General features: G+C 70.7%; 16 protein-coding genes and 1 pseudogene. 15 read left to right on the top strand and 2 right to left on the bottom strand.

What is annotated here, in order from left to right; all coding sequences use genetic code 11:
* Positions 1-1,098 (bottom strand): hypothetical protein, encoded by a 1,098-nt coding sequence (locus O7543_RS28540; RefSeq protein WP_281551028.1) that lies wholly within the window; start codon positions 1,096-1,098, stop codon positions 1-3.
* A 118-nt stretch (positions 1,099-1,216) separates the two neighbouring features.
* Between O7543_RS28540 and O7543_RS28545 the strand changes: the two genes are divergently transcribed.
* From O7543_RS28545 to O7543_RS28590, 10 genes and pseudogenes are all read left to right on the top strand, one after another.
* Positions 1,217-3,214: a TIGR03960 family B12-binding radical SAM protein gene (locus tag O7543_RS28545; protein WP_281551027.1), complete on the top strand. Its 1,998-nt coding sequence runs from the start codon at positions 1,217-1,219 to the stop codon at positions 3,212-3,214.
* 107 nt (positions 3,215-3,321) lie between these two features.
* Complete coding sequence (locus tag O7543_RS28550; protein WP_281551026.1) at positions 3,322-4,116, top strand: TIGR03936 family radical SAM-associated protein; 795 nt, start codon at positions 3,322-3,324, stop codon at positions 4,114-4,116.
* A 143-nt stretch (positions 4,117-4,259) separates the two neighbouring features.
* Complete coding sequence (locus O7543_RS28555) at positions 4,260-7,436, top strand: Rne/Rng family ribonuclease (protein ID WP_281551025.1); 3,177 nt, start codon at positions 4,260-4,262, stop codon at positions 7,434-7,436.
* Between the two features lie 192 nt (positions 7,437-7,628).
* Positions 7,629-7,943, top strand: coding sequence for a 50S ribosomal protein L21 (gene rplU / locus O7543_RS28560; protein ID WP_123602998.1), 315 nt, complete (start codon positions 7,629-7,631; stop codon positions 7,941-7,943).
* Positions 7,944-7,952: 9 nt separating this feature from the next.
* Positions 7,953-8,210 (top strand): 50S ribosomal protein L27, encoded by a 258-nt coding sequence (gene rpmA / locus O7543_RS28565; protein WP_123602997.1) that lies wholly within the window; start codon positions 7,953-7,955, stop codon positions 8,208-8,210.
* Positions 8,211-8,361: 151 nt separating this feature from the next.
* Positions 8,362-9,795: a GTPase ObgE gene (gene obgE, locus O7543_RS28570; RefSeq protein ID WP_281551024.1), complete on the top strand. Its 1,434-nt coding sequence runs from the start codon at positions 8,362-8,364 to the stop codon at positions 9,793-9,795.
* Between the two features lie 114 nt (positions 9,796-9,909).
* A complete protein-coding gene (locus O7543_RS28575; protein ID WP_281551023.1) occupies positions 9,910-10,371 on the top strand; it encodes a GNAT family N-acetyltransferase in 462 nt (153 codons plus the stop codon).
* Between the two features lie 74 nt (positions 10,372-10,445).
* A complete protein-coding gene (locus O7543_RS28580; RefSeq protein WP_148083506.1) occupies positions 10,446-10,850 on the top strand; it encodes a hypothetical protein in 405 nt (134 codons plus the stop codon).
* Between the two features lie 174 nt (positions 10,851-11,024).
* Positions 11,025-11,165, top strand: a pseudogene (locus tag O7543_RS30260) (helix-turn-helix domain-containing protein); the annotation flags it as partial.
* 1 nt (position 11,166) lies between these two features.
* Entirely contained in the window at positions 11,167-11,370 is a 204-nt protein-coding gene (locus O7543_RS28590; protein ID WP_281555820.1) for a hypothetical protein, read from the top strand.
* A 32-nt stretch (positions 11,371-11,402) separates the two neighbouring features.
* Here O7543_RS28590 and O7543_RS28595 read toward each other — a convergent pair whose 3' ends face one another.
* Positions 11,403-11,621 (bottom strand): DUF397 domain-containing protein, encoded by a 219-nt coding sequence (locus O7543_RS28595; protein WP_281551022.1) that lies wholly within the window; start codon positions 11,619-11,621, stop codon positions 11,403-11,405.
* 111 nt (positions 11,622-11,732) lie between these two features.
* On the opposite strand from O7543_RS28595, the gene pepN reads away from it, so the two are divergent.
* From pepN to O7543_RS28620, 5 genes are all read left to right on the top strand, one after another.
* Positions 11,733-14,291 carry an aminopeptidase N gene (gene pepN / locus O7543_RS28600; protein WP_281551021.1) on the top strand — a complete coding sequence of 853 codons (2,559 nt, stop codon included), beginning with the start codon at positions 11,733-11,735 and terminating at the stop codon, positions 14,289-14,291.
* 101 nt (positions 14,292-14,392) lie between these two features.
* On the top strand, positions 14,393-15,004 hold the full coding sequence (gene nadD, locus O7543_RS28605; protein ID WP_281551020.1) for a nicotinate-nucleotide adenylyltransferase: 612 nt from the start codon (positions 14,393-14,395) through the stop codon (positions 15,002-15,004).
* Positions 15,005-15,114: 110 nt separating this feature from the next.
* Positions 15,115-15,513 carry a ribosome silencing factor gene (gene rsfS, locus O7543_RS28610; protein WP_281551019.1) on the top strand — a complete coding sequence of 133 codons (399 nt, stop codon included), beginning with the start codon at positions 15,115-15,117 and terminating at the stop codon, positions 15,511-15,513.
* Positions 15,510-16,139 (top strand): histidine phosphatase family protein, encoded by a 630-nt coding sequence (locus tag O7543_RS28615; protein WP_281551018.1) that lies wholly within the window; start codon positions 15,510-15,512, stop codon positions 16,137-16,139. The genes rsfS and O7543_RS28615 overlap by 4 nt, the downstream gene beginning before the upstream one ends.
* Positions 16,140-16,244: 105 nt before the next feature.
* On the top strand, positions 16,245-17,120 hold the full coding sequence (locus O7543_RS28620; RefSeq protein WP_281551017.1) for a DegV family protein: 876 nt from the start codon (positions 16,245-16,247) through the stop codon (positions 17,118-17,120).
* Positions 17,121-17,297: the final 177 nt, after the last annotated feature.

Consider the following 17,297-nt stretch of genomic DNA (forward strand, 5'->3'; position numbering starts at 1 on the left):
TCACTCCCGGCTGATCGCCTGGGCGCGTAGTTGCCCGGTCAACGTCGCGCTCTCCTCGACCGACCGGCGGGTGAACAGCGCGGTGCCGAGGCTGCCGTGGTCGGCCCAGGCGCAGACCACCACGTCGTCGCCGTCGGAGACGCCGGTTCCGCAGCTCAGGTGGGTGCCCCGGGTGCCGGTCTCGAACATCTCGACGGTATCCATCTGGTACGCGTCGCTGATCCGGCCGACCTCGCTGTCCAGGTCGCTGCCCGGCGTCATCCGAAAACCGGTGATGCCGTAGAGCACCACGAGCTTGCCGTTGCCGTCCCGGTACACACCGGCGAAGGTGTCCTCGGCAAGCAGATGGGCGGTGCGCATCTCACCTTCCAACCGGGCGGCGGTCTCCTGGCTGGAGCCGTCGTCGCTGAGTCGCAGGTCGGCGACCTGCCCGGGGAGCGCGGCGTTCGCCGGGTACTGGTCCCACAGCGGCTTGCCGTAGTAGGCCGGACAGCCGCAGCAACAGGCGACGGTGAGCAGGGTGAACAGCGTCGTCTTCCATGGCCAGCGCCGTCGTCGGCGTTGTTGTCGGCGCTGCCGACGGGCCGCTTTTCCGGTCGGCGCCGGTGGCCCGGTGACCGGTGGCCCGGTGACCGGTGGTCGGGTCACCGGGAGCCGGCTCGGGTTCGGCGGGTGCGGACCGGCGACCGGTGGTGGCGTGTCCGGGGGCGAGGTGGGCGCGGGTGGGGCCACCGGCGGGGGGAAGGCCGCCGGTTCCGGCGTCGGCGGGTTGGCACCGGGCCATTCGTCGGGCGGGTCGGTCGGTTGACCCGCCGGCCAGGGGTCGGCGGCGGCCCACGGGTCGACCGGGGTGCGGGTCGCTGGATCGTCTTCGGCGTACCCGTCGGGTGGTAGCTGCAGGGTCGGGTCACGGGGTGGTGGCTGATCCGTCCGGGGGGCGTCCCGCTGCCACCAGCGCTGGCGCGGCCGCGGTGGCGGCACCGCTGCCGAGCCCCGCCACGGGGCCGGTGACGTGGCGGGTGACGTGGCCGGGTCGGACCCGCCCGCCCCGGCTGGCTGGTCCGTGGTCGGACCTTCATCCGGTTGCGGCTGCCGCATCGCAGATGCATCTCCTTTCGGACCCGTTCGAGGTTAGTACCGTGCGGCTAGCCCGGCCGCCCCGCCCGCGTACTGTGGGTGGTTGACCCGGTGTCCGGTGCGGTTTGGAGGAGGTTTGATGGGTGTCCCGGCAGGCGCTGCCCCGACGGCGACCGTGGGTGGCCCGACGGCCAGGTCGGTCTGGTCCCGGTTGGAGCCGTTGCTGCCCCAGGTCAGCAAGCCGATCCAGTACGTCGGCGGCGAGCTCGGCGCGGTGGCCAAGGACTGGGAGGCCGCAGCCGTGCGCTGGGCGCTGATGTATCCGGACGCCTACGAGGTCGGCCTGCCGAACCAGGGCGTGCAGATCCTGTACGAGGTGCTCAACGAGCAGCCCGACGTGCTGGCCGAACGGACCTACGCGGTCTGGCCGGACCTGGAACGGCTGATGCGGGCGCACGGCGTGCCGCAGTTCACCGTTGACGCGCACCGGCCGGTCGGCGACTTCGACGTGTTCGGTGTCTCGTTCGCCACCGAGCTGGGCTACACGAACCTGCTGACCGCGATCGACCTGGCCGGGATCCCGTTGTCCGCCGCTGACCGGGACGACTCACACCCGGTGGTGCTGGCCGGTGGGCATGCCGCGTTCAACCCGGAGCCGATCGCCGATTTCATCGACGCGGCGGTGCTCGGCGACGGCGAGGAAGCCGTGCTGGAGATCACCGGCATCGTCCGGCGGTGGAAGGCCGAAGGGTCGCCGGGTGGGCGCGACGAGCTGCTGCTGCGGCTGGCCCGTACGGAGAGCATCTACGTACCGCGCTTCTACGACGTGGACTACCTGCCGGACGGCCGGATCCAGCGGGTGGTGCCGAACCGGGCTGACGTGCCGTTCCGGGTGCACAAGCGCACCACCATGGACCTGGACGCTTGGCCGTACCCGAAGAAGCCGATCGTCCCGCTGGCCGAGACGGTCCACGAACGCTACGCGGTAGAGATCTTCCGCGGCTGTACGCGCGGTTGCCGGTTCTGCCAGGCGGGCATGATCACGCGTCCGGTGCGGGAGCGGTCCATCACCACGGTCGGGCAGATGGTCGCCGACGGCCTGGAGTACTCCGGCTTCCACGAGGTCGGTCTGTTGTCGCTGTCCTCGGCCGACCACTCGGAGATCGGCGACATGTGCTCCGGCCTGGCCGAGCAGTACGCCGGCACGAACGTGTCGCTGTCGCTGCCGTCCACCCGGGTTGACGCGTTCAACATCGAGCTGGCGCAGGAGCTGTCCCGCAACGGTCGGCGTACCGGGCTGACGTTCGCCCCGGAGGGCGGCTCGGAGCGGATCCGCCGGGTGATCAACAAGATGGTTTCGGAGGAGGACCTGATCCGGACCGTGGTGACCGCGTACACCAACGGCTGGCGTCAGGTGAAGCTCTACTTCATGTGCGGGCTGCCCACCGAGACCGACGACGACGTGCTGCAGATCGCCCGGCTCGCCCACGAGGTGATCAAGGCGGGTCGGGCGGCGACCGGTTCCAAGGACATCCGGTGCACCGTCTCGATCGGCGGGTTCGTGCCCAAGCCGCACACCCCGTTCCAGTGGGCGTCGATGCAGCACCCGGAGGTGATCGACAACCGGCTGCGGCTGCTCAAGCAGGCCATCAACGCGGACCGGTCGCTCGGTCGGGCGATCGGCTACCGTTACCACGACGGCGAGCCGTCGCTGATCGAAGGGCTGCTGTCGCGCGGTGACCGGCGGGTCGGCGCGGTGATCCGCCGGGTCTGGGAGTCCGGCGGCCGGTTCGACGGCTGGAGCGAGCACTTTTCGTACCAGCGGTGGGTCGACGCGGCCGCCGACACGCTGCCGGCGTACGGGGTCGACCTGGACTGGTACACGGTTCGCGAACGGGACACCACCGAGGTGTTGCCCTGGGACCACCTGGACTCCGGGCTGGACAAGGACTGGCTCTGGCAGGACTGGCAGGACGCGTTGGGCGAGTATGAGCAGGATGACTGCCGGTGGACGCCCTGTTTCGACTGCGGTGTCTGTCCGTCAATGGATACTGAGATCCAGATCGGTCCGACCGGGCAGAAACTGCTGCCGCTGACGCCGGTCAACACCGGCCTGCGGACCCCGGCGGCGGGCTGACTGGCGCGCCGCACCCATCCGGGTGAGGATGACGACGTTCCCTACCCCTTCCGAGGAGCATCACGATCAGCAGGAAGCCACAACCGGCAGGCGGCCAGGCGCCGGTCGTGCAACGGATCCGGATCCGGTACGCCAAGCGCGGCCCGCTGCGGTTCACCTCGCACCGCGACTTCGCCCGGGCGTTCGAACGGGCACTGCGCCGCGGCGGTGTCCCGGTCGCCTTCTCTCAGGGATTCACCCCGCACCCCAAGATCTCCTACGCGAGCGCGGCCCCGACCGGCGTCGCCAGTGAGGCCGAGTATCTGGAGATCGGTCTGCAGCAGCAGGTCGACCCCGACCGGCTGCGGGTGGCGCTCGACGCTGCGCTGTCGCCCGGCCTCGACGTACTGGAGGCGGTTGAGGCGGCCGGCGGTAGCCTGGCCGACCGGATCGACGCGTCGCGATGGCGGATCGAGCTGCCCGAGGTCGATCCGGAGTCGGCCGGCCGGGCGGTGGCGACGTTCACCGCCGCCGAGGAGGTGCTGGTGGAGCGGTTGACCAAGCAGGGCCGGCGGACCTTCGACGCCCGTGCCGCAGTGGTGCGGATCGTGGTCGCCGACCGGTCCGACAACACCGACGGACCGGGTGCCGGTCCGGGCAGCGGCCTACCTTCCGAGGTCAGCTCGGTGCCGTGTGCGATACTCGACCTAGTCGTCCGGCAGGTCACCCCGTCGGTACGACCCGATGACGTCCTCTCCGGCCTGCGCGTCATGGCCGACCTGGAGCCGCCGGTGCCGCCCCGAGTGACCCGGCTAGCTCAGGGAACACTGACCGCGCAGGGGGAGATCGTCGATCCGTTGGAGGCGGATCGAGCTGGGCAGCCATCGGTGAACGCCAGCCGTGTTCCGGCCGGCGCTCAGTAAGCCAGACTTCGGCGGTCTGCCTCCGGGTCTCTCGCCCCACCGGGCCGGAAGCTCAGCGGCGCGTCCGCCGGATCACTTTTTGCGGCAACCCTGCGTGGCAGCGCTCACCCGCGCCCGGGGCGGCCAGAACTGGAGAACGTCCAATGCTCGAAAACGAGCCAGAGGGCGGGGACCGGACCGGTACCGAACCGGCCGGCGCTCCCGCTGATGTGACCCGATCCACAACCGCCCGCACGACGCGGCGGCGGACCAGCAAGGCCGCGGCGGGGGTCGCCGGCGGCGACGCGGCCACGACCGGTGGTTCGGCTGGTCCGGCACCAGCCACCGGCGAACCGGCTGCGGTGTCCCGGACCCGCCGTCGCCGTTCGACGGCAGCGGACAAGGCCGGTACGGATACCACCGGTACTGATACCGCTGACGCGGGTGGCCCGGACGACACCGCCGGCCCGTCGGCCGACTCCACTGCTGAGCCGGCGATCAAGAAGACCACTCGGACCCGGCGGAAGAAGGCGGCCGAGCCGGCAGTCGTGGTGCCGGTCGAGGAGAGCGAACCCGCCCCGGGAGCAGCCGCTGCCCAACTGGCCACATCGTCGCCGGTCGGTCCTGCGACGCCGGCCACCGAGACACCACCGGCCGCCGAGCCGGTGCCGACCCGAGCAGCCGGCCGGTCGGCGAAGTCCGAGTCGGCGGCGATGCCCGGCCCGGCCGCCGCCGACTCCGACGCGGAGCCGGGTGCCGCCGTGGGCCAGGCCGGCCCGGCGACCGACGACGCCGCTGCGGTGTCTGGCGTCGCGCCGTCGTCCCGACGCCGCAGAGCGGCAGCCGGACCACCTGTCGTGCTGTTCATGGCACCCGATCCGCAGAGTCCGCCGGTCGCCACCGACGCTGGTCAGCCGGCGGCAGTGGAGCCCGCTGTCCAGACCATCGACGGTGCCGAGGCGGCCGGCGACGACGAGCCGGTGCGGCGGCGTCGGCGGGGCCGGCGTAGCGCCGACAGCGAGCCGGCGGCCGAGCCGGTCACCGAGGCCGCAGAGGCACCGCAGGAGCAGCCCGCTGAGGTGACCACCGACGCCGACACGGACGACGATGACGACGACACGCCGGCCGGCCGGCGTCGTCGGCGCCGTGGGCGCCGGGGCCGGGGCCGGGGCAAGGGCGGCGCGGAGGAGGGCGACGCCGACACCGGCGACGAGACCGAGGCGTCCGATGACGGTGGGTCGGCCGACGACGCCGATGGCGATGGCGATGGCGACTCCATGACCCGTCGGCGGCGTCGCCGCCGACGCCGTGGCTCCGGCGACGCGGAGTCCGGGGCCGAGGACGGCGTGCCGACCGTCGTCAAGATTCGTGAACCACGCAAAACCGTCGACGAGGTGCAGGGCGTCACCGGGTCGACCCGGTTGGAAGCGAAGCGGCAGCGCCGTCGGGACGGCCGAGAGCAGCGGCGGACCCGTCCGCCGATCCTCAGCGAGTCGGAGTTTCTGGCCCGGCGGGAGGCCGTCGACCGGGACATGGTGGTGCGTCAGCGCGGTGACCGGACCCAGATCGCCGTGCTGGAGGACGGCGTCCTGGTCGAGCACTACGTCACCCGGGCCTCGTCGGGCACCATGGCTGGCAACGTCTACCTCGGCAAGGTGCAGAACGTGCTGCCGAGCATGGAGGCAGCCTTCGTCGACGTGGGTCGTGGCCGCAACGCGGTGCTGTACGCCGGTGAGGTCAACTGGGACGCCACCGGCCTGGAAGGTCGGTCCCGGTCCATCGAGCAGGCGCTGCGTTCCGGTGACTCGGTGCTCGTGCAGGTCACCAAGGATCCGATCGGGCACAAGGGCGCTCGGCTCACCAGTCACGTTGCGCTCTCCGGCCGGCATCTGGTGTACGTACCGAACGGGAACGCCTCCGGGATCAGCCGCAAACTGCCGGACACCGAGCGCAAGAGGCTACGGGACATCCTCAAGAAGTTGGTGCCCGACGGTGCCGGTGTGATCGTGCGGACCGCAGCTGAGGGTGCCAGCGAGGACGAGCTGTCCCGCGACGTCAAACGACTGCAGGCACAGTGGGAGGACATCCAGGCCAAGGCGGGTTCCGGTGGCGCGCCGACGCTGCTCTACGAGGAGCCGGACCTGGTCATCCGGGTCGTTCGGGACCTGTTCAACGAAGACTTCCGCGAACTGGTCGTTCAGGGCGACACCGCGTACGAGATGGTGGAGTCCTACCTCGCCCACGTCTCGCCGGACCTGCTGGCCCGGCTGCGCCGGCACGCCGCGGTGGCGGACGTGTTCGCCGAGCGGCGCATCGACGAGCAGATCCTCAAGGGCCTGGACCGCAAGGTGTTCCTGCCCTCCGGTGGTCACCTGGTGATCGACCGGACCGAGGCGATGACCGTCATCGACGTGAACACCGGCAAGTACACCGGCGCCGGCGGAAACCTGGAGGAGACGGTCACCCGCAACAACCTGGAGGCCGCCGAGGAGATCGTCCGCCAGCTGCGGCTGCGCGACATCGGCGGCATCGTGGTGATCGACTTCATCGACATGGTGCTGGAGTCGAACCGGGAGCTGGTGCTGCGCCGGCTGACCGAGTGCCTGGGTCGGGACCGCACCAAGCACCAGGTCACCGAGATCACGTCGCTGGGTCTGGTGCAGATGACCCGTAAGCGGATCGGTGCCGGGCTGCTGGAGGCGTTCAGCGAAACCTGTGACTGCTGCAAGGGCCGCGGGCTGATCATCCACACCGAGCCGGTGCCGGAGAAGCCGCGATCGTCGGGCGGTACCGGGGCCGGGGACCGGGCGAAGACGGTCGCCGCAGCTCCGGCCAGCGGTGGTGGTACGAGCGTTACGGGTGGTGCGGCAACCGGTGGCAGCCGCCGCCGGGGTCGCAAGGCCAACCAACCGGCGGACGAGGCATTCCCGGCGCCTGACGTCACCGATACCCCTGACGTCACCTCTGCACCTGACGTGACGGCTGTGACCGGGGCGGACCAGCCGGATGAGCCGGCAGACGTGGTCGCCGGTGTCGCCGAGGCCGAGGCTGCCCCGACTACCACCGGCGTGATCAGAGTTCCCGTCGCGGCGGCGCAACCGCTGGTCGATCCGACCGCGGAGGACGAGGACGAGACCATGGGCTACGACCTGTCCCGCTACGAGGTGGATCCGGTGGTCGAGACCGGCAACGGCGCGGCACCGGTCCGCTTGGCCGGGGCGGACGATCCCGATCTCGCCGATGACGACGATGACCGGGACGCGTCCGCAGGCGATCACGCCGCCGGCGGTCGGCGACGGGTCCGCCGCAGCAGCGGCACCCGCCGCCGGACTCGTCCCTGACCGGGGTCGATTTGAGGGTAGCCACCGGCATGCCGTACGCTTGCCGGTGGCGCACCCGGTGCGCCAGGTTCCCGCGTGCCCGTGACTGCTCAGTCGCAGACCGCCGCGTCCGTTCCCCACGGCGTAGCCGACGGTCCACCGAGCTGCCACGAACACCATCCGCCAGCGACAAACGACAGGAGTCCGCGTCCGATGTACGCGATCGTCAAGACCGGCGGCAAGCAGTACAAGGTCGCCGAGGGCGACGTGATCGAGGTCGAGAAGATCACCGGTGCCCCCGGTGACGCGGTGACGCTTCCCGCGGTGCTCCTCGTCGATGGCGACGACCTGGTGACCGACGCGACCAAGCTTGCCCAGGTCGCTGTGACCGGCGAGATCGCCGCGCAGACCAAGGGTCCGAAGATCCGGATTCACAAGTTCAAGAACAAGACCGGCTACCACAAGCGCCAGGGTCACCGTCAGCCGCTGACCCAGGTCAAGGTGACCGGCATCTCGAACGGGAAGTAGGCACCAGCCATGGCTCACAAAAAGGGTGCGTCCAGCTCGCGGAACGGCCGTGACTCCCAGGCCAAGCGTCTCGGCGTGAAGCGGTTCGGTGGTCAGGTCGTCAGCGCCGGCGAAATTCTGATCCGTCAGCGCGGCACCAAGTTCCACCCGGGTGACCTGGTCGGCCGGGGTGGCGACGACACGCTGTTCGCGCTGGCTGACGGCTCGGTGCAGTTCGGCACCAAGCGCGGCCGCAAGACGGTCAACATCGTTCCGGCGACGCAGTAGCATCTGCCGTACAGCGCCGCCGCAGGCAGGCGCCCTGGCGTTGCTGGCTGACGCTTGTCGAGCAACCTGACGAGCGGGCTGCGGACCAGAGGTCCCAGCCCGCTTTGTCGTGTCCGCCGGTCCCGCCGGCGGCAATGGAGAGGATAGGGCCGTGACGACCTTCGTCGACCGGGTTGTACTGCATGTGCTGGCGGGGAACGGTGGGCACGGTTGCGTCTCGATCCACCGCGAGAAGTTCAAGCCGTTCGGCGGGCCGGACGGGGGCAACGGTGGGCACGGCGGCAGCGTCACCCTGGTCGTCGACCCTCAGGTGCACACCCTGCTCGACTTCCACTTCCGGCCGCACGCAAAGGCCGAGAACGGCAAGGGCGGGGCCGGTGGCAACCGGGACGGTGCCAAAGGCGCCGACCTGGTGCTCAAGGTGCCGAACGGGACGAGTGTGCAGGGTCTCGACGGCGAGGTGCTGGCCGATCTGGTCGGTGCCGGCACCAGCCTGGAGATCGCCCGGGGCGGCCGGGGTGGCCGGGGCAACGCCGCATTGGCCAGCGCCCGGCGCAAGGCACCCGGCTTCGCCGAGTTGGGTGAGCCGGGCGAGCAGCTTGACGTCGTACTGGAACTCAAGAGCGTCGCCGACGTGGGCCTGGTCGGTTTCCCCTCGGCCGGAAAGTCGTCGCTGATCTCGGTGATCTCGGCGGCCCGGCCGAGGATCGCTGACTACCCCTTCACCACGCTGGTGCCCAACCTCGGGGTGGTCCGGGCCGACGAACACACCTTCACGGTCGCCGACGTACCCGGGCTCATTCCTGGTGCGGCCACCGGCAAGGGCCTCGGTCTGGAGTTCCTGCGGCACATCGAGCGGTGCGCCGTGCTGGCCCACGTGGTGGACACGGCGACTCTGGAACCCGGGCGGGACCCGCTGGCCGACATCGACGCGATCGAGGCGGAGCTGGCCGCCTACGGCGGTCTGGCGGACCGGCCACGGCTGGTGGTGCTCAACAAGATCGACGTACCGGACGGCAGGGCAATGGCCGAGCTGGTCCGGAACGACCTGGTTGCGCGCGGGTTGCGGGCGTTCGAGGTCAGTACGGCGACCCGGGAAGGGCTGCGGGAGCTGACCTACGCCCTGGCGGAACTGGTCGCCGCTGCCCGTGCGGCCGCGCCGGAGCTGGAGCCGACCCGGATCGTGCTGCGGCCGGCGGCCGTCGACGACGCCGGATTCACCGTCGAGCCGGCGGCCGACGGTGCGTACCGGGTTTGGGGATCCCGCCCGGAACGGTGGGTACGGCAGACCAACTTCGACAACGACGAGGCAGTCGGCTTCCTCGCCGATCGGCTGGCCAGGCTGGGCGTGGAGGAGGCGTTGGCCAAGGCGGGCGCCGAGCCGGGCGCGTTGGTGAGGATCGGATCATGGGAGTTCGACTGGCAGCCGAGCCACTTCGCTGACGTCGAGTACGTGCCGAGCTCCCGCGGCACCGATGTCCGGCTGGAGGAGCAGTCGAGCCGGGCCAGCGCCGCGCAGCGGCTGGCGGACCGCAAGGCCCGCCGGCAGCGGCCAGCAGAGGACGACTCGGACGTATCGAGGTAACTGATTGTTACCAAGCGGGTTGGTGGCAGTTGAACGTCGGGTTGTCGGAATCAGGCCTGATCCCGGCCAACTGGACGAAACCTTCGGGAAACGCGCTTTGCCTATCGTGACTGAGTGTTGATCGAGCGCCGTCTGCCTACCGACCCGGAGGTCGCCGCCCTGATCATGACCCAGCAGCGCGAGCTGGCTGAGGCGGAGCGTGCCGGTCGGCCAGTCGATCCGGTCGGGCACCAGGTACACGACGACGCCCGGTACCTGGTGTGCGTGCTGGACGGGCGGGCGGTCGCCTGCGGCGCCGTCCAGGCGTTGGACGCGCAGACCGCCGAGATCAAACGGATGTACGTACGGCCGGCCTACCGGGGTCGGGGTATCGCGCGGCACCTGCTGACCGCGTTGGAAGAGTCGGCGTACGCCGCCGGCCACACCATCTTCCGGCTGGAGACCGGCAGCTACCTGCCGGTGGCCATGCACCTGTACGCCTCGGCGGGCTACGCCCGGATCCCGGTCTACGGCGAGTACGTCGGTAATCCGTACAGCGTCTGCTTTGAGAAACGGGTTCCGGTCGCCGCGGCCTGACTGTCCTGGCTCATGGTGCCCGGCGACGCGGGCGGGGTGGCCGAACCCGGGCGAATGGTGGACGATGTCGGGTCATGAGCGATTCGCCGGTTCTGGACAGTCCCGAGGCTATCGATGCTCATCTCGCCGCCGCTATCGAGCGGTGGGAGCGGGGGCGGCGCGGGGTGCGGTTCGTTCTCTGCGACGAGGAGGACCGTGTACAGGTCCACTGCCCGGTCGACGACCTGCCGGCGCGGCTCGACCCGGACGACTGCGCCCAGGCGGTCGGGATCTTCGCCAACGCGCTCGCGGAGCGGGCGGGTGACGGCTCGATGCTGGTGGTGCTCACCCGGTCCGGATCGAGCGCGGTCAGCGACCCGGACCGGCTCTGGTTCCACACCGCGTACCAGGTGTGCGGTCAGGCCGGCGTGCGGCTGCTCGGCGTACACCTGGTGACGCCGACGGACCAGCGGCGCATCCTGCTCGACGACGCGCTGTAGTCCTGGTCATCCTGCACCTACGGGTGCGCCCCTGGTCCGGCCATGTCAAAGATTAGCGACATCATGTTCCGTCTCCTTTACCTTAGTGATGTCAAGTCGTACGAGGAGAAGGGCACCTGGGCGTTCCTGGTGACCACCCTGGGGATCGTCGCGTACCACCGGGGGTGGTGAAGCGTGGGCAGACCGACCAGGGTGACCAACTCGATCCGGGCCCTGCGCTTTGCCAACGGGGAGATGACCCAGGCCGAGCTGGCCAGACGGCTCGGCGTCACCCGACAGACCGTCATCGCCATCGAGCAGGGGAAGTACTCGCCGTTTGACGGTCCCGCGGCCCGAGGTGGCGATCGGCGTCGCGCGGCTGTCCTACACGGACGCCTGGCACCTGGCCGAGCCGCTGTTCTGCGGGGCGGTCGGGCCGGACCCGGACAGCGAGACCTGTGTCGACGTACTCGAACATCCCGGCTTCCACCGCGCGGCCGGGATCAACGCGTTGAGCTGGGGTGGCGGCGACCCGGGGTAGACCGTGCGTCCCAGGCCGCCGCGACCACCGGGTCACTCCAGGTCGAACTCGCCGTCCTGGGCGCCGGCGACGAACGCGTCCCACTCGGCCTGGGTGAAGACCAGGATCGGCCCGTCCGGCTCGGCCGAGTTGCGCATCCCGATTAGGTCGTCGACGAACGCGATCTCGACCGCGCCCTCGGAGTCGTCACCTTCGGCCCGCTGCCACACCGCACGGGACAGGTCGAAATCGCCCTTGGGGTGCTGCGCCATCGTCGACTCCTTCTGCACGGGAACACACGCGGGATTTGTCAGGCGGTACACGCCCGGTTACCGGCACAGGCTAGCCGCCGCCGGTTGCACGATGTGCGGCAGGATGGTCGGATGCCGAGCCTGACCCGCGCCGAGGCCGTCGAACGCGCCGCGACGATCACCGTCGAGTCGTACACCATCGACCTCGATCTGACCGCCGGTGACACCGAGTTCGGGTCGACCAGTGTGATCGAGTTCCGGGCCACGCCGGGAGCAGCGACCTTCGTCGAGGTCGCTGCGGTGAAGCTGACGCGGGTACGGCTCAACGAGGTCGATCTTGATCCGACGACGCTCGACGACAACCGGTTCCCGCTGACCGGGCTGGCCGGACACAACACGCTGACTGTCGAGTCCCGGATGGCGTACTCGAACTCGGGGCAGGGGCTGCACCGCTTCGTGGACCCCGCCGACGGCGATACGTACCTGTACGCCATGTCGTTCCTGGACGACGCGCCGCGCATCTTCGCCTGCTTCGACCAGCCCGACCTGAAGGCATCGGTACGGCTGCGGGTCACCGCGCCACCGCAGTGGACGGTGGCCGGTAACGGCCAGCCGGTCGGCGCGCCGGTGGACGGCCGGTGGGATTTCGCGCCGACGGCGCCGCTGGCAACGTACTTCGTGACCCTGATCGCCGGGCCGTACCACGCCCGCCACGCCGAGCACGACGGGGTCCCACTGTCGCTGTACTGCCGACGTTCGCTCGCCGCGCACCTGGACGCCGACGCCGAGGAGATCTTCACGATCACCCGGCAGTGCCTGGACCGGTTCCACGAACTGTTCGACGTGCGGTACCCGTTCGGCGGCTACGGCCAGGCGTTCGTGCCCGAGTTCAACGCCGGCGCGATGGAGAACCCGGGCCTGGTGACCTTCCGCGACGACCACATCTTCCGGTCGGCGGTCACCGACAGCGAACGCGAGCGGCGGGCCACCACGATCGCCCACGAGATGGCCCACATGTGGTTCGGCGACCTGGTGACCATGCGGTGGTGGGACGACCTGTGGCTCAACGAATCGTTCGCCGAGTACCTCGGGGTGCGGGTGACCGCCGAGGCGACCCGGTTCACCGACGCCTGGACGACGTTCGGCATTCGCTACAAATCCTGGGGGTACGCAGCGGACCAGCGTCCGTCGACCCATCCGGTGGCGCCGGAGGAGGTCGCGGACGCCGAGCGGGCGTTGCTCAACTTCGACGGCATCTCGTACGCCAAGGGCGCGTCGGTGCTGCGCCAGTTGGTGGCCTGGCTGGGCGACGAACCGTTCCTGGCCGGGCTGCGGGCACATTTCGCCGCCCACCGGTTCGACAACGCTACGCTGGCCGACCTGCTCGACGCGTTGACCAAGGCGAGTGGCCGCGACCTGTCCGGCTGGGCGACGCGGTGGCTGCGGCAGGCGCAGGTGAACACGATCCGGGCCGAGACGATCGTCGACGAGACCGGCCGCTACCGGGAGGTCGCCCTGGTGCAGACCGCGCCGCAGCCCTATCCGGTGCTGCGTCCGCACCGGATCGGACTGGGGTTGTTCGATGCCGAGGCGACCGGGGACCGGCGGAGATCGGTGCGGCGGCGCCGGCTGGCGGTGGACCTGGCCCCGGACGTCGACGGCGGACGTACCCTGGTGCCGGCGTTGGTCGGTGAGCCGGCGGCCGACCTACTGCTGGTCAACGACGGTGACCTCACGTACGCCAAGGTGCGGCTCGACCCGGCCTCGTCGGCCGCGCTGCCGGCGATGCTGCCCGGAATGACCGATCCGTTGGCCCGTGCTGTGTCGTGGACGGCGACCCTGGACGCGGTACGTGACGCCCAGCAGCCGGTGGCCGACCTGGCGGCGCTGATCGAGCTGGCCCTGCCGGCCGAGACCGTGGTGGTCGTCGTCGAGGACGTGCTGCGGCTGAGCCGGTCGGTGATCGACCGGTACGCGCACCCGGTGGACCGTCCAGTGCTGCGGTCCCGGCTCGGCACCGCCTGCACCCGGCTGCTGGCCGCAGCCGGGTCCGGCACATCGGTCCAGTTGGCCGCGGCCCGGGGGGCGATCACCGCCAGCGGGGACGTCGACTGGTTGCGGGGGTGGTTGGCGGGGTGGGCGGTGCCCGCCGGGCTGACGGTCGACGCCGACCTGCGTTGGTTGCTGCTCTACCGGCTGGCGGCGTGCGGCGGCGTCGGCACGACCGAGATCGCCGACGAGGCCGGCCGGGACCGCAGCGCGGCCGGTGAGCAGTGGGCCGCGAAGTGCCGTGCGGCGGTGCCGGACCCGGCCGGCAAGGAGCGTGCCTGGCAGGCGATCGTGACCGACACCAGCCTGTCCAACCGTCTCGTCGAGGCGTACGCCGAAGGGTTCTGGCAGCCGGAACAGACCGAGCTGACGGCGCCGTACGTGGACCGGTACTTCGCCGATCTGCCGGCGGCGACCCGGCGCCGCGCGGCGTGGCTCGCCGACCGGGTGGCGGAGACGGCCTTCCCGCAGTTCGCGGTGAGCGAGCGGACCCGGGCGGCGGCAACCGCGATGCTCGCCCGCGACGATCTGACCGCCGGGCTACGTCGGGTGGTCACCGACGCCACCGATGAACTGGACCGGGCGTTGGCCGCTCGACGTCGGTACGCGTCCAGAGCCGGTGCCGGTGCCGGACCGGCGTAGGCGGTGATCGCCGGAGGCGCAAAGCGGGAGCAGGCCCCCGAAAGTGTTGCCTACGCCACGCGACAGCCCGGCTGGGTAGATCATCGGCATACGATTCGTCGATGGACGATGGCATCCGTCGGGTCGGCATTATGGGCGGCACCTTCGATCCGATCCACCAGGGTCACCTGGTCGCGGCGAGCGAGGTGGCCGAGCGCTTCGCGCTCGACGAGGTGGTCTTCGTGCCGACCGGGGATCCGTGGGAGAAGGCTGGGCTGACGGTCACCCCGGCTGAGGACCGGTACCTGATGACCGTGATCGCGACCGCGTCGAACCCGACGTTCCAGGTGAGTCGGGCGGACATCGACCGGCTTGGCCCGACCTACACCGTCGACACGCTGCGCGACCTGCACTCGGTGTACGGGCCGAAGACGCAGCTGTTCTTCATCACCGGCGCGGATGCCCTGGAGAAGATCCTGTCCTGGAAGGACACGGACGCGATGTTCGAGTTGGCCCACTTCATCGGGGTGACCCGGCCGGGGTTCGAGTTGTCCGACGCGCACCTGCCGGCCGACACGGTGTCCCTGGTCGAGGTGCCGGCGATGGCGATCTCGTCAACCGAGTGCCGGGCGCGGGTGGCTGCCGGCAAGCCGCTGTGGTACCTCGTGCCGGACGGGGTGGTGCAGTACATCGCCAAACGTCGGCTGTACGAGACGGAATCTTCGGGTGAATGACCCCCTGCTGTCACAATATAGGTAATATATCCGTATTTTCTGGCTGGGCGAGTGTGAGAGGCTAGAGCAGCGAAGCTGTCTAGCTGAAGGAGTGTTGTCGAGGTGATCCGATGAGCGCCTCAGAGCGCGCGCGGGAGATGGCCCTGACGGCCGCCCAGGCCGCCGCCGACAAGAAGGCGCAGGACATCGTCGTCATCGACGTGGCCGACCGAATGGCGATCACCGACGCCTTCGTGCTCGCCTCCGCGCCCAACGAGCGCCAGGTGCTGGCGGTCGTCGACGCCATCGAGGAGAGCCTGGTCCGGCTGCCGGAGAAGGCCAAGCCGATCCGGCGTGAAGGCGACCGTGCCGGCCGGTGGGTGCTGCTCGACTTCAACGACATCGTGGTGCACGTCCAGCACACCGAGGAGCGCGAGTTCTACGCCCTCGACCGGCTCTGGAAGGACTGTCCGGTCATCCCGTTCGTCGACCGTGACCTGGTCGAGGCCGAAGCCGGGGCCACCGAGTGACCCGGTTGATCGTCTGGCGGCACGGCAACACCGACTGGAACGCCGCCGACCGGGTGCAGGGCCAGACCGACACCGCCCTCAACGACCTCGGCCGGGCCCAGGCCACCGCCGCCGCGCCGCTGATCGCGGCGCTACGACCGGACGCGATCGTCGCCAGCGATCTCCAGCGGGCAGCCGACACCGCGGCGGCCCTGGCGGCACTCACCGGCCTTCCGGTCCGTTCCGACCCCCGGCTGCGGGAGCGGCAGTACGGGCTCTGGCAAGGGCTCACCATGCCGACCATCGCGGAACGGTTCCCCGCCGAGCACGCCCGCTGGCGGGCCGGCGATCCGTCGCCCGGCTGCGCTGTGGAGAGCCTCGACGACCTTGGCAAACGGGTCGGGGAGGCGTTGCAGGACGCGGCTGACGCGATGCCAGGCGGGACTGTGGTGATCGCCACCCACGGCGGGGCGGCCCGGCAGGGCTGTGGCCATCTGCTCGGCTGGGGGGTGCCGGTGCTGCGTACCGTCGCGCCGCTGCAGAACTGCCACTGGACCGAGCTACGGTACGACGAGTCGCGGGGCTGGCAACTGCGGGCACACAACGTCGGGGTGAGCAGCACCCGGGACATTCCCGCCCCGGTCTGACCCGGCAGCCGGTCCGACCTGATCGCCGGCTTGATCCGGCAGCCGGTCCGACCCCACAGGTCGCCTGGTCCGGCACGATTGCCGATGATCAGCTAGCGTGCCGGCATGTCCGTCGCGGTCGTGACCGACTCCACCGCCTACCTGCCGGCCGATCTGGCGCAGCGGCACCACCTCACGGTGGTGCCGCTGACCGTGCTGGTCGACGGCATCGAACGTCGGGAAGGCCTCGATCTGACCCCGACCGAGGTGGCCCACGCGTTGACCACGCGGCGCTCGACGGTCAGCACCTCGCGACCCGCGCCCGAGCAGTTCGCCGGGACGTACCGGCGACTGCTGCGCACCGGTAGCTCCGGGGTCGTGTCGGTGCACCTGTCGGCCGGGCTGTCCGGCACGGTCGCGGCCGCCGAACTGGCCGCCCGGCAGACCGGCCCGGACCGGGTCGCGGTGGTGGACAGCGGCTCGACCGGCATGGGGCTGGGCTTCCCGGCGCTCGCCGCGGCGACGGTGGCGGCTACCGGGGGTGACCTGGCCGAGGTCAGCGCCGCCGCGACCGCTGCAGCGGCCCGCACCCGAACGTTTTTCTACGTCGACACGTTGGAGCATCTGCGGCGCGGTGGTCGGATCACGGCAGCATCCGCGCTGCTCGGTACGGCGCTGGCGGTCAAGCCGATCCTGCACGTGCCGGACGGGCACATCGTGCTGCGCGACAAGGTACGTACCGCCGCCCGTGCCCTGGCCAAGCTGGTCGACCTCGCCTGTCTCGCGGCCGGCGACGCCTCGCGGGTCGACGTCGCCGTGCACCACCTCGACGATCCGGACCGGGCCGCCGCCCTGTGTGCCGAACTGACCTCCCGGCTGGGCGACCGGCTCCAGGACGTTCACGTGACGCAGATCGGGGCGGTGGTGACCGCACACGCCGGCCCCGGTCTGCTCTCGGTCGTGGTGCACCGGCGGGCGGGCTCCCTGACCGCCGGCCCATAGCAAGATCCGGGTCTGGTACGGGGCACTGTCCACAACACGCCGGTCGTCCACAGCCCTGCCCGCAGTCCGGTCCACCGTCCTGGCCGGCGGCCTAGCTTCTGCACGTGATCGACGACGACACCGTCCAGCGTCGGCTGGCCCGGCTGACCCGCGCCGACGGCGGCCTACTGACCCGCG

This window comes from Solwaraspora sp. WMMA2080 (assembly GCF_027497395.1).
In the GTDB taxonomy this organism is placed as follows: domain Bacteria; phylum Actinomycetota; class Actinomycetes; order Mycobacteriales; family Micromonosporaceae; genus Micromonospora_E.

Excerpts from the sequence above, each read along its gene's own strand:
- pepN (WP_281551021.1), top strand. The coding sequence starts at position 11,733 with ATGCCGAGCCTGACCCGCGCCGAGGCCGTCGAACGCGCCGCGACGATC.
- nadD (WP_281551020.1), top strand. The coding sequence starts at position 14,393 with ATGGACGATGGCATCCGTCGGGTCGGCATTATGGGCGGCACCTTCGAT.
- rpmA (WP_123602997.1), top strand. The coding sequence starts at position 7,953 with ATGGCTCACAAAAAGGGTGCGTCCAGCTCGCGGAACGGCCGTGACTCC.
- rplU (WP_123602998.1), top strand. The coding sequence starts at position 7,629 with ATGTACGCGATCGTCAAGACCGGCGGCAAGCAGTACAAGGTCGCCGAG.
- O7543_RS28545 (WP_281551027.1), top strand. The coding sequence starts at position 1,217 with ATGGGTGTCCCGGCAGGCGCTGCCCCGACGGCGACCGTGGGTGGCCCG.
- O7543_RS28540 (WP_281551028.1), bottom strand. The coding sequence starts at position 1,098 with ATGCGGCAGCCGCAACCGGATGAAGGTCCGACCACGGACCAGCCAGCC.
- O7543_RS28580 (WP_148083506.1), top strand. The coding sequence starts at position 10,446 with ATGAGCGATTCGCCGGTTCTGGACAGTCCCGAGGCTATCGATGCTCAT.
- rsfS (WP_281551019.1), top strand. The coding sequence starts at position 15,115 with ATGAGCGCCTCAGAGCGCGCGCGGGAGATGGCCCTGACGGCCGCCCAG.
- O7543_RS28555 (WP_281551025.1), top strand. The coding sequence starts at position 4,260 with ATGCTCGAAAACGAGCCAGAGGGCGGGGACCGGACCGGTACCGAACCG.
- O7543_RS28595 (WP_281551022.1), bottom strand. The coding sequence starts at position 11,621 with ATGGCGCAGCACCCCAAGGGCGATTTCGACCTGTCCCGTGCGGTGTGG.
- O7543_RS28620 (WP_281551017.1), top strand. The coding sequence starts at position 16,245 with ATGTCCGTCGCGGTCGTGACCGACTCCACCGCCTACCTGCCGGCCGAT.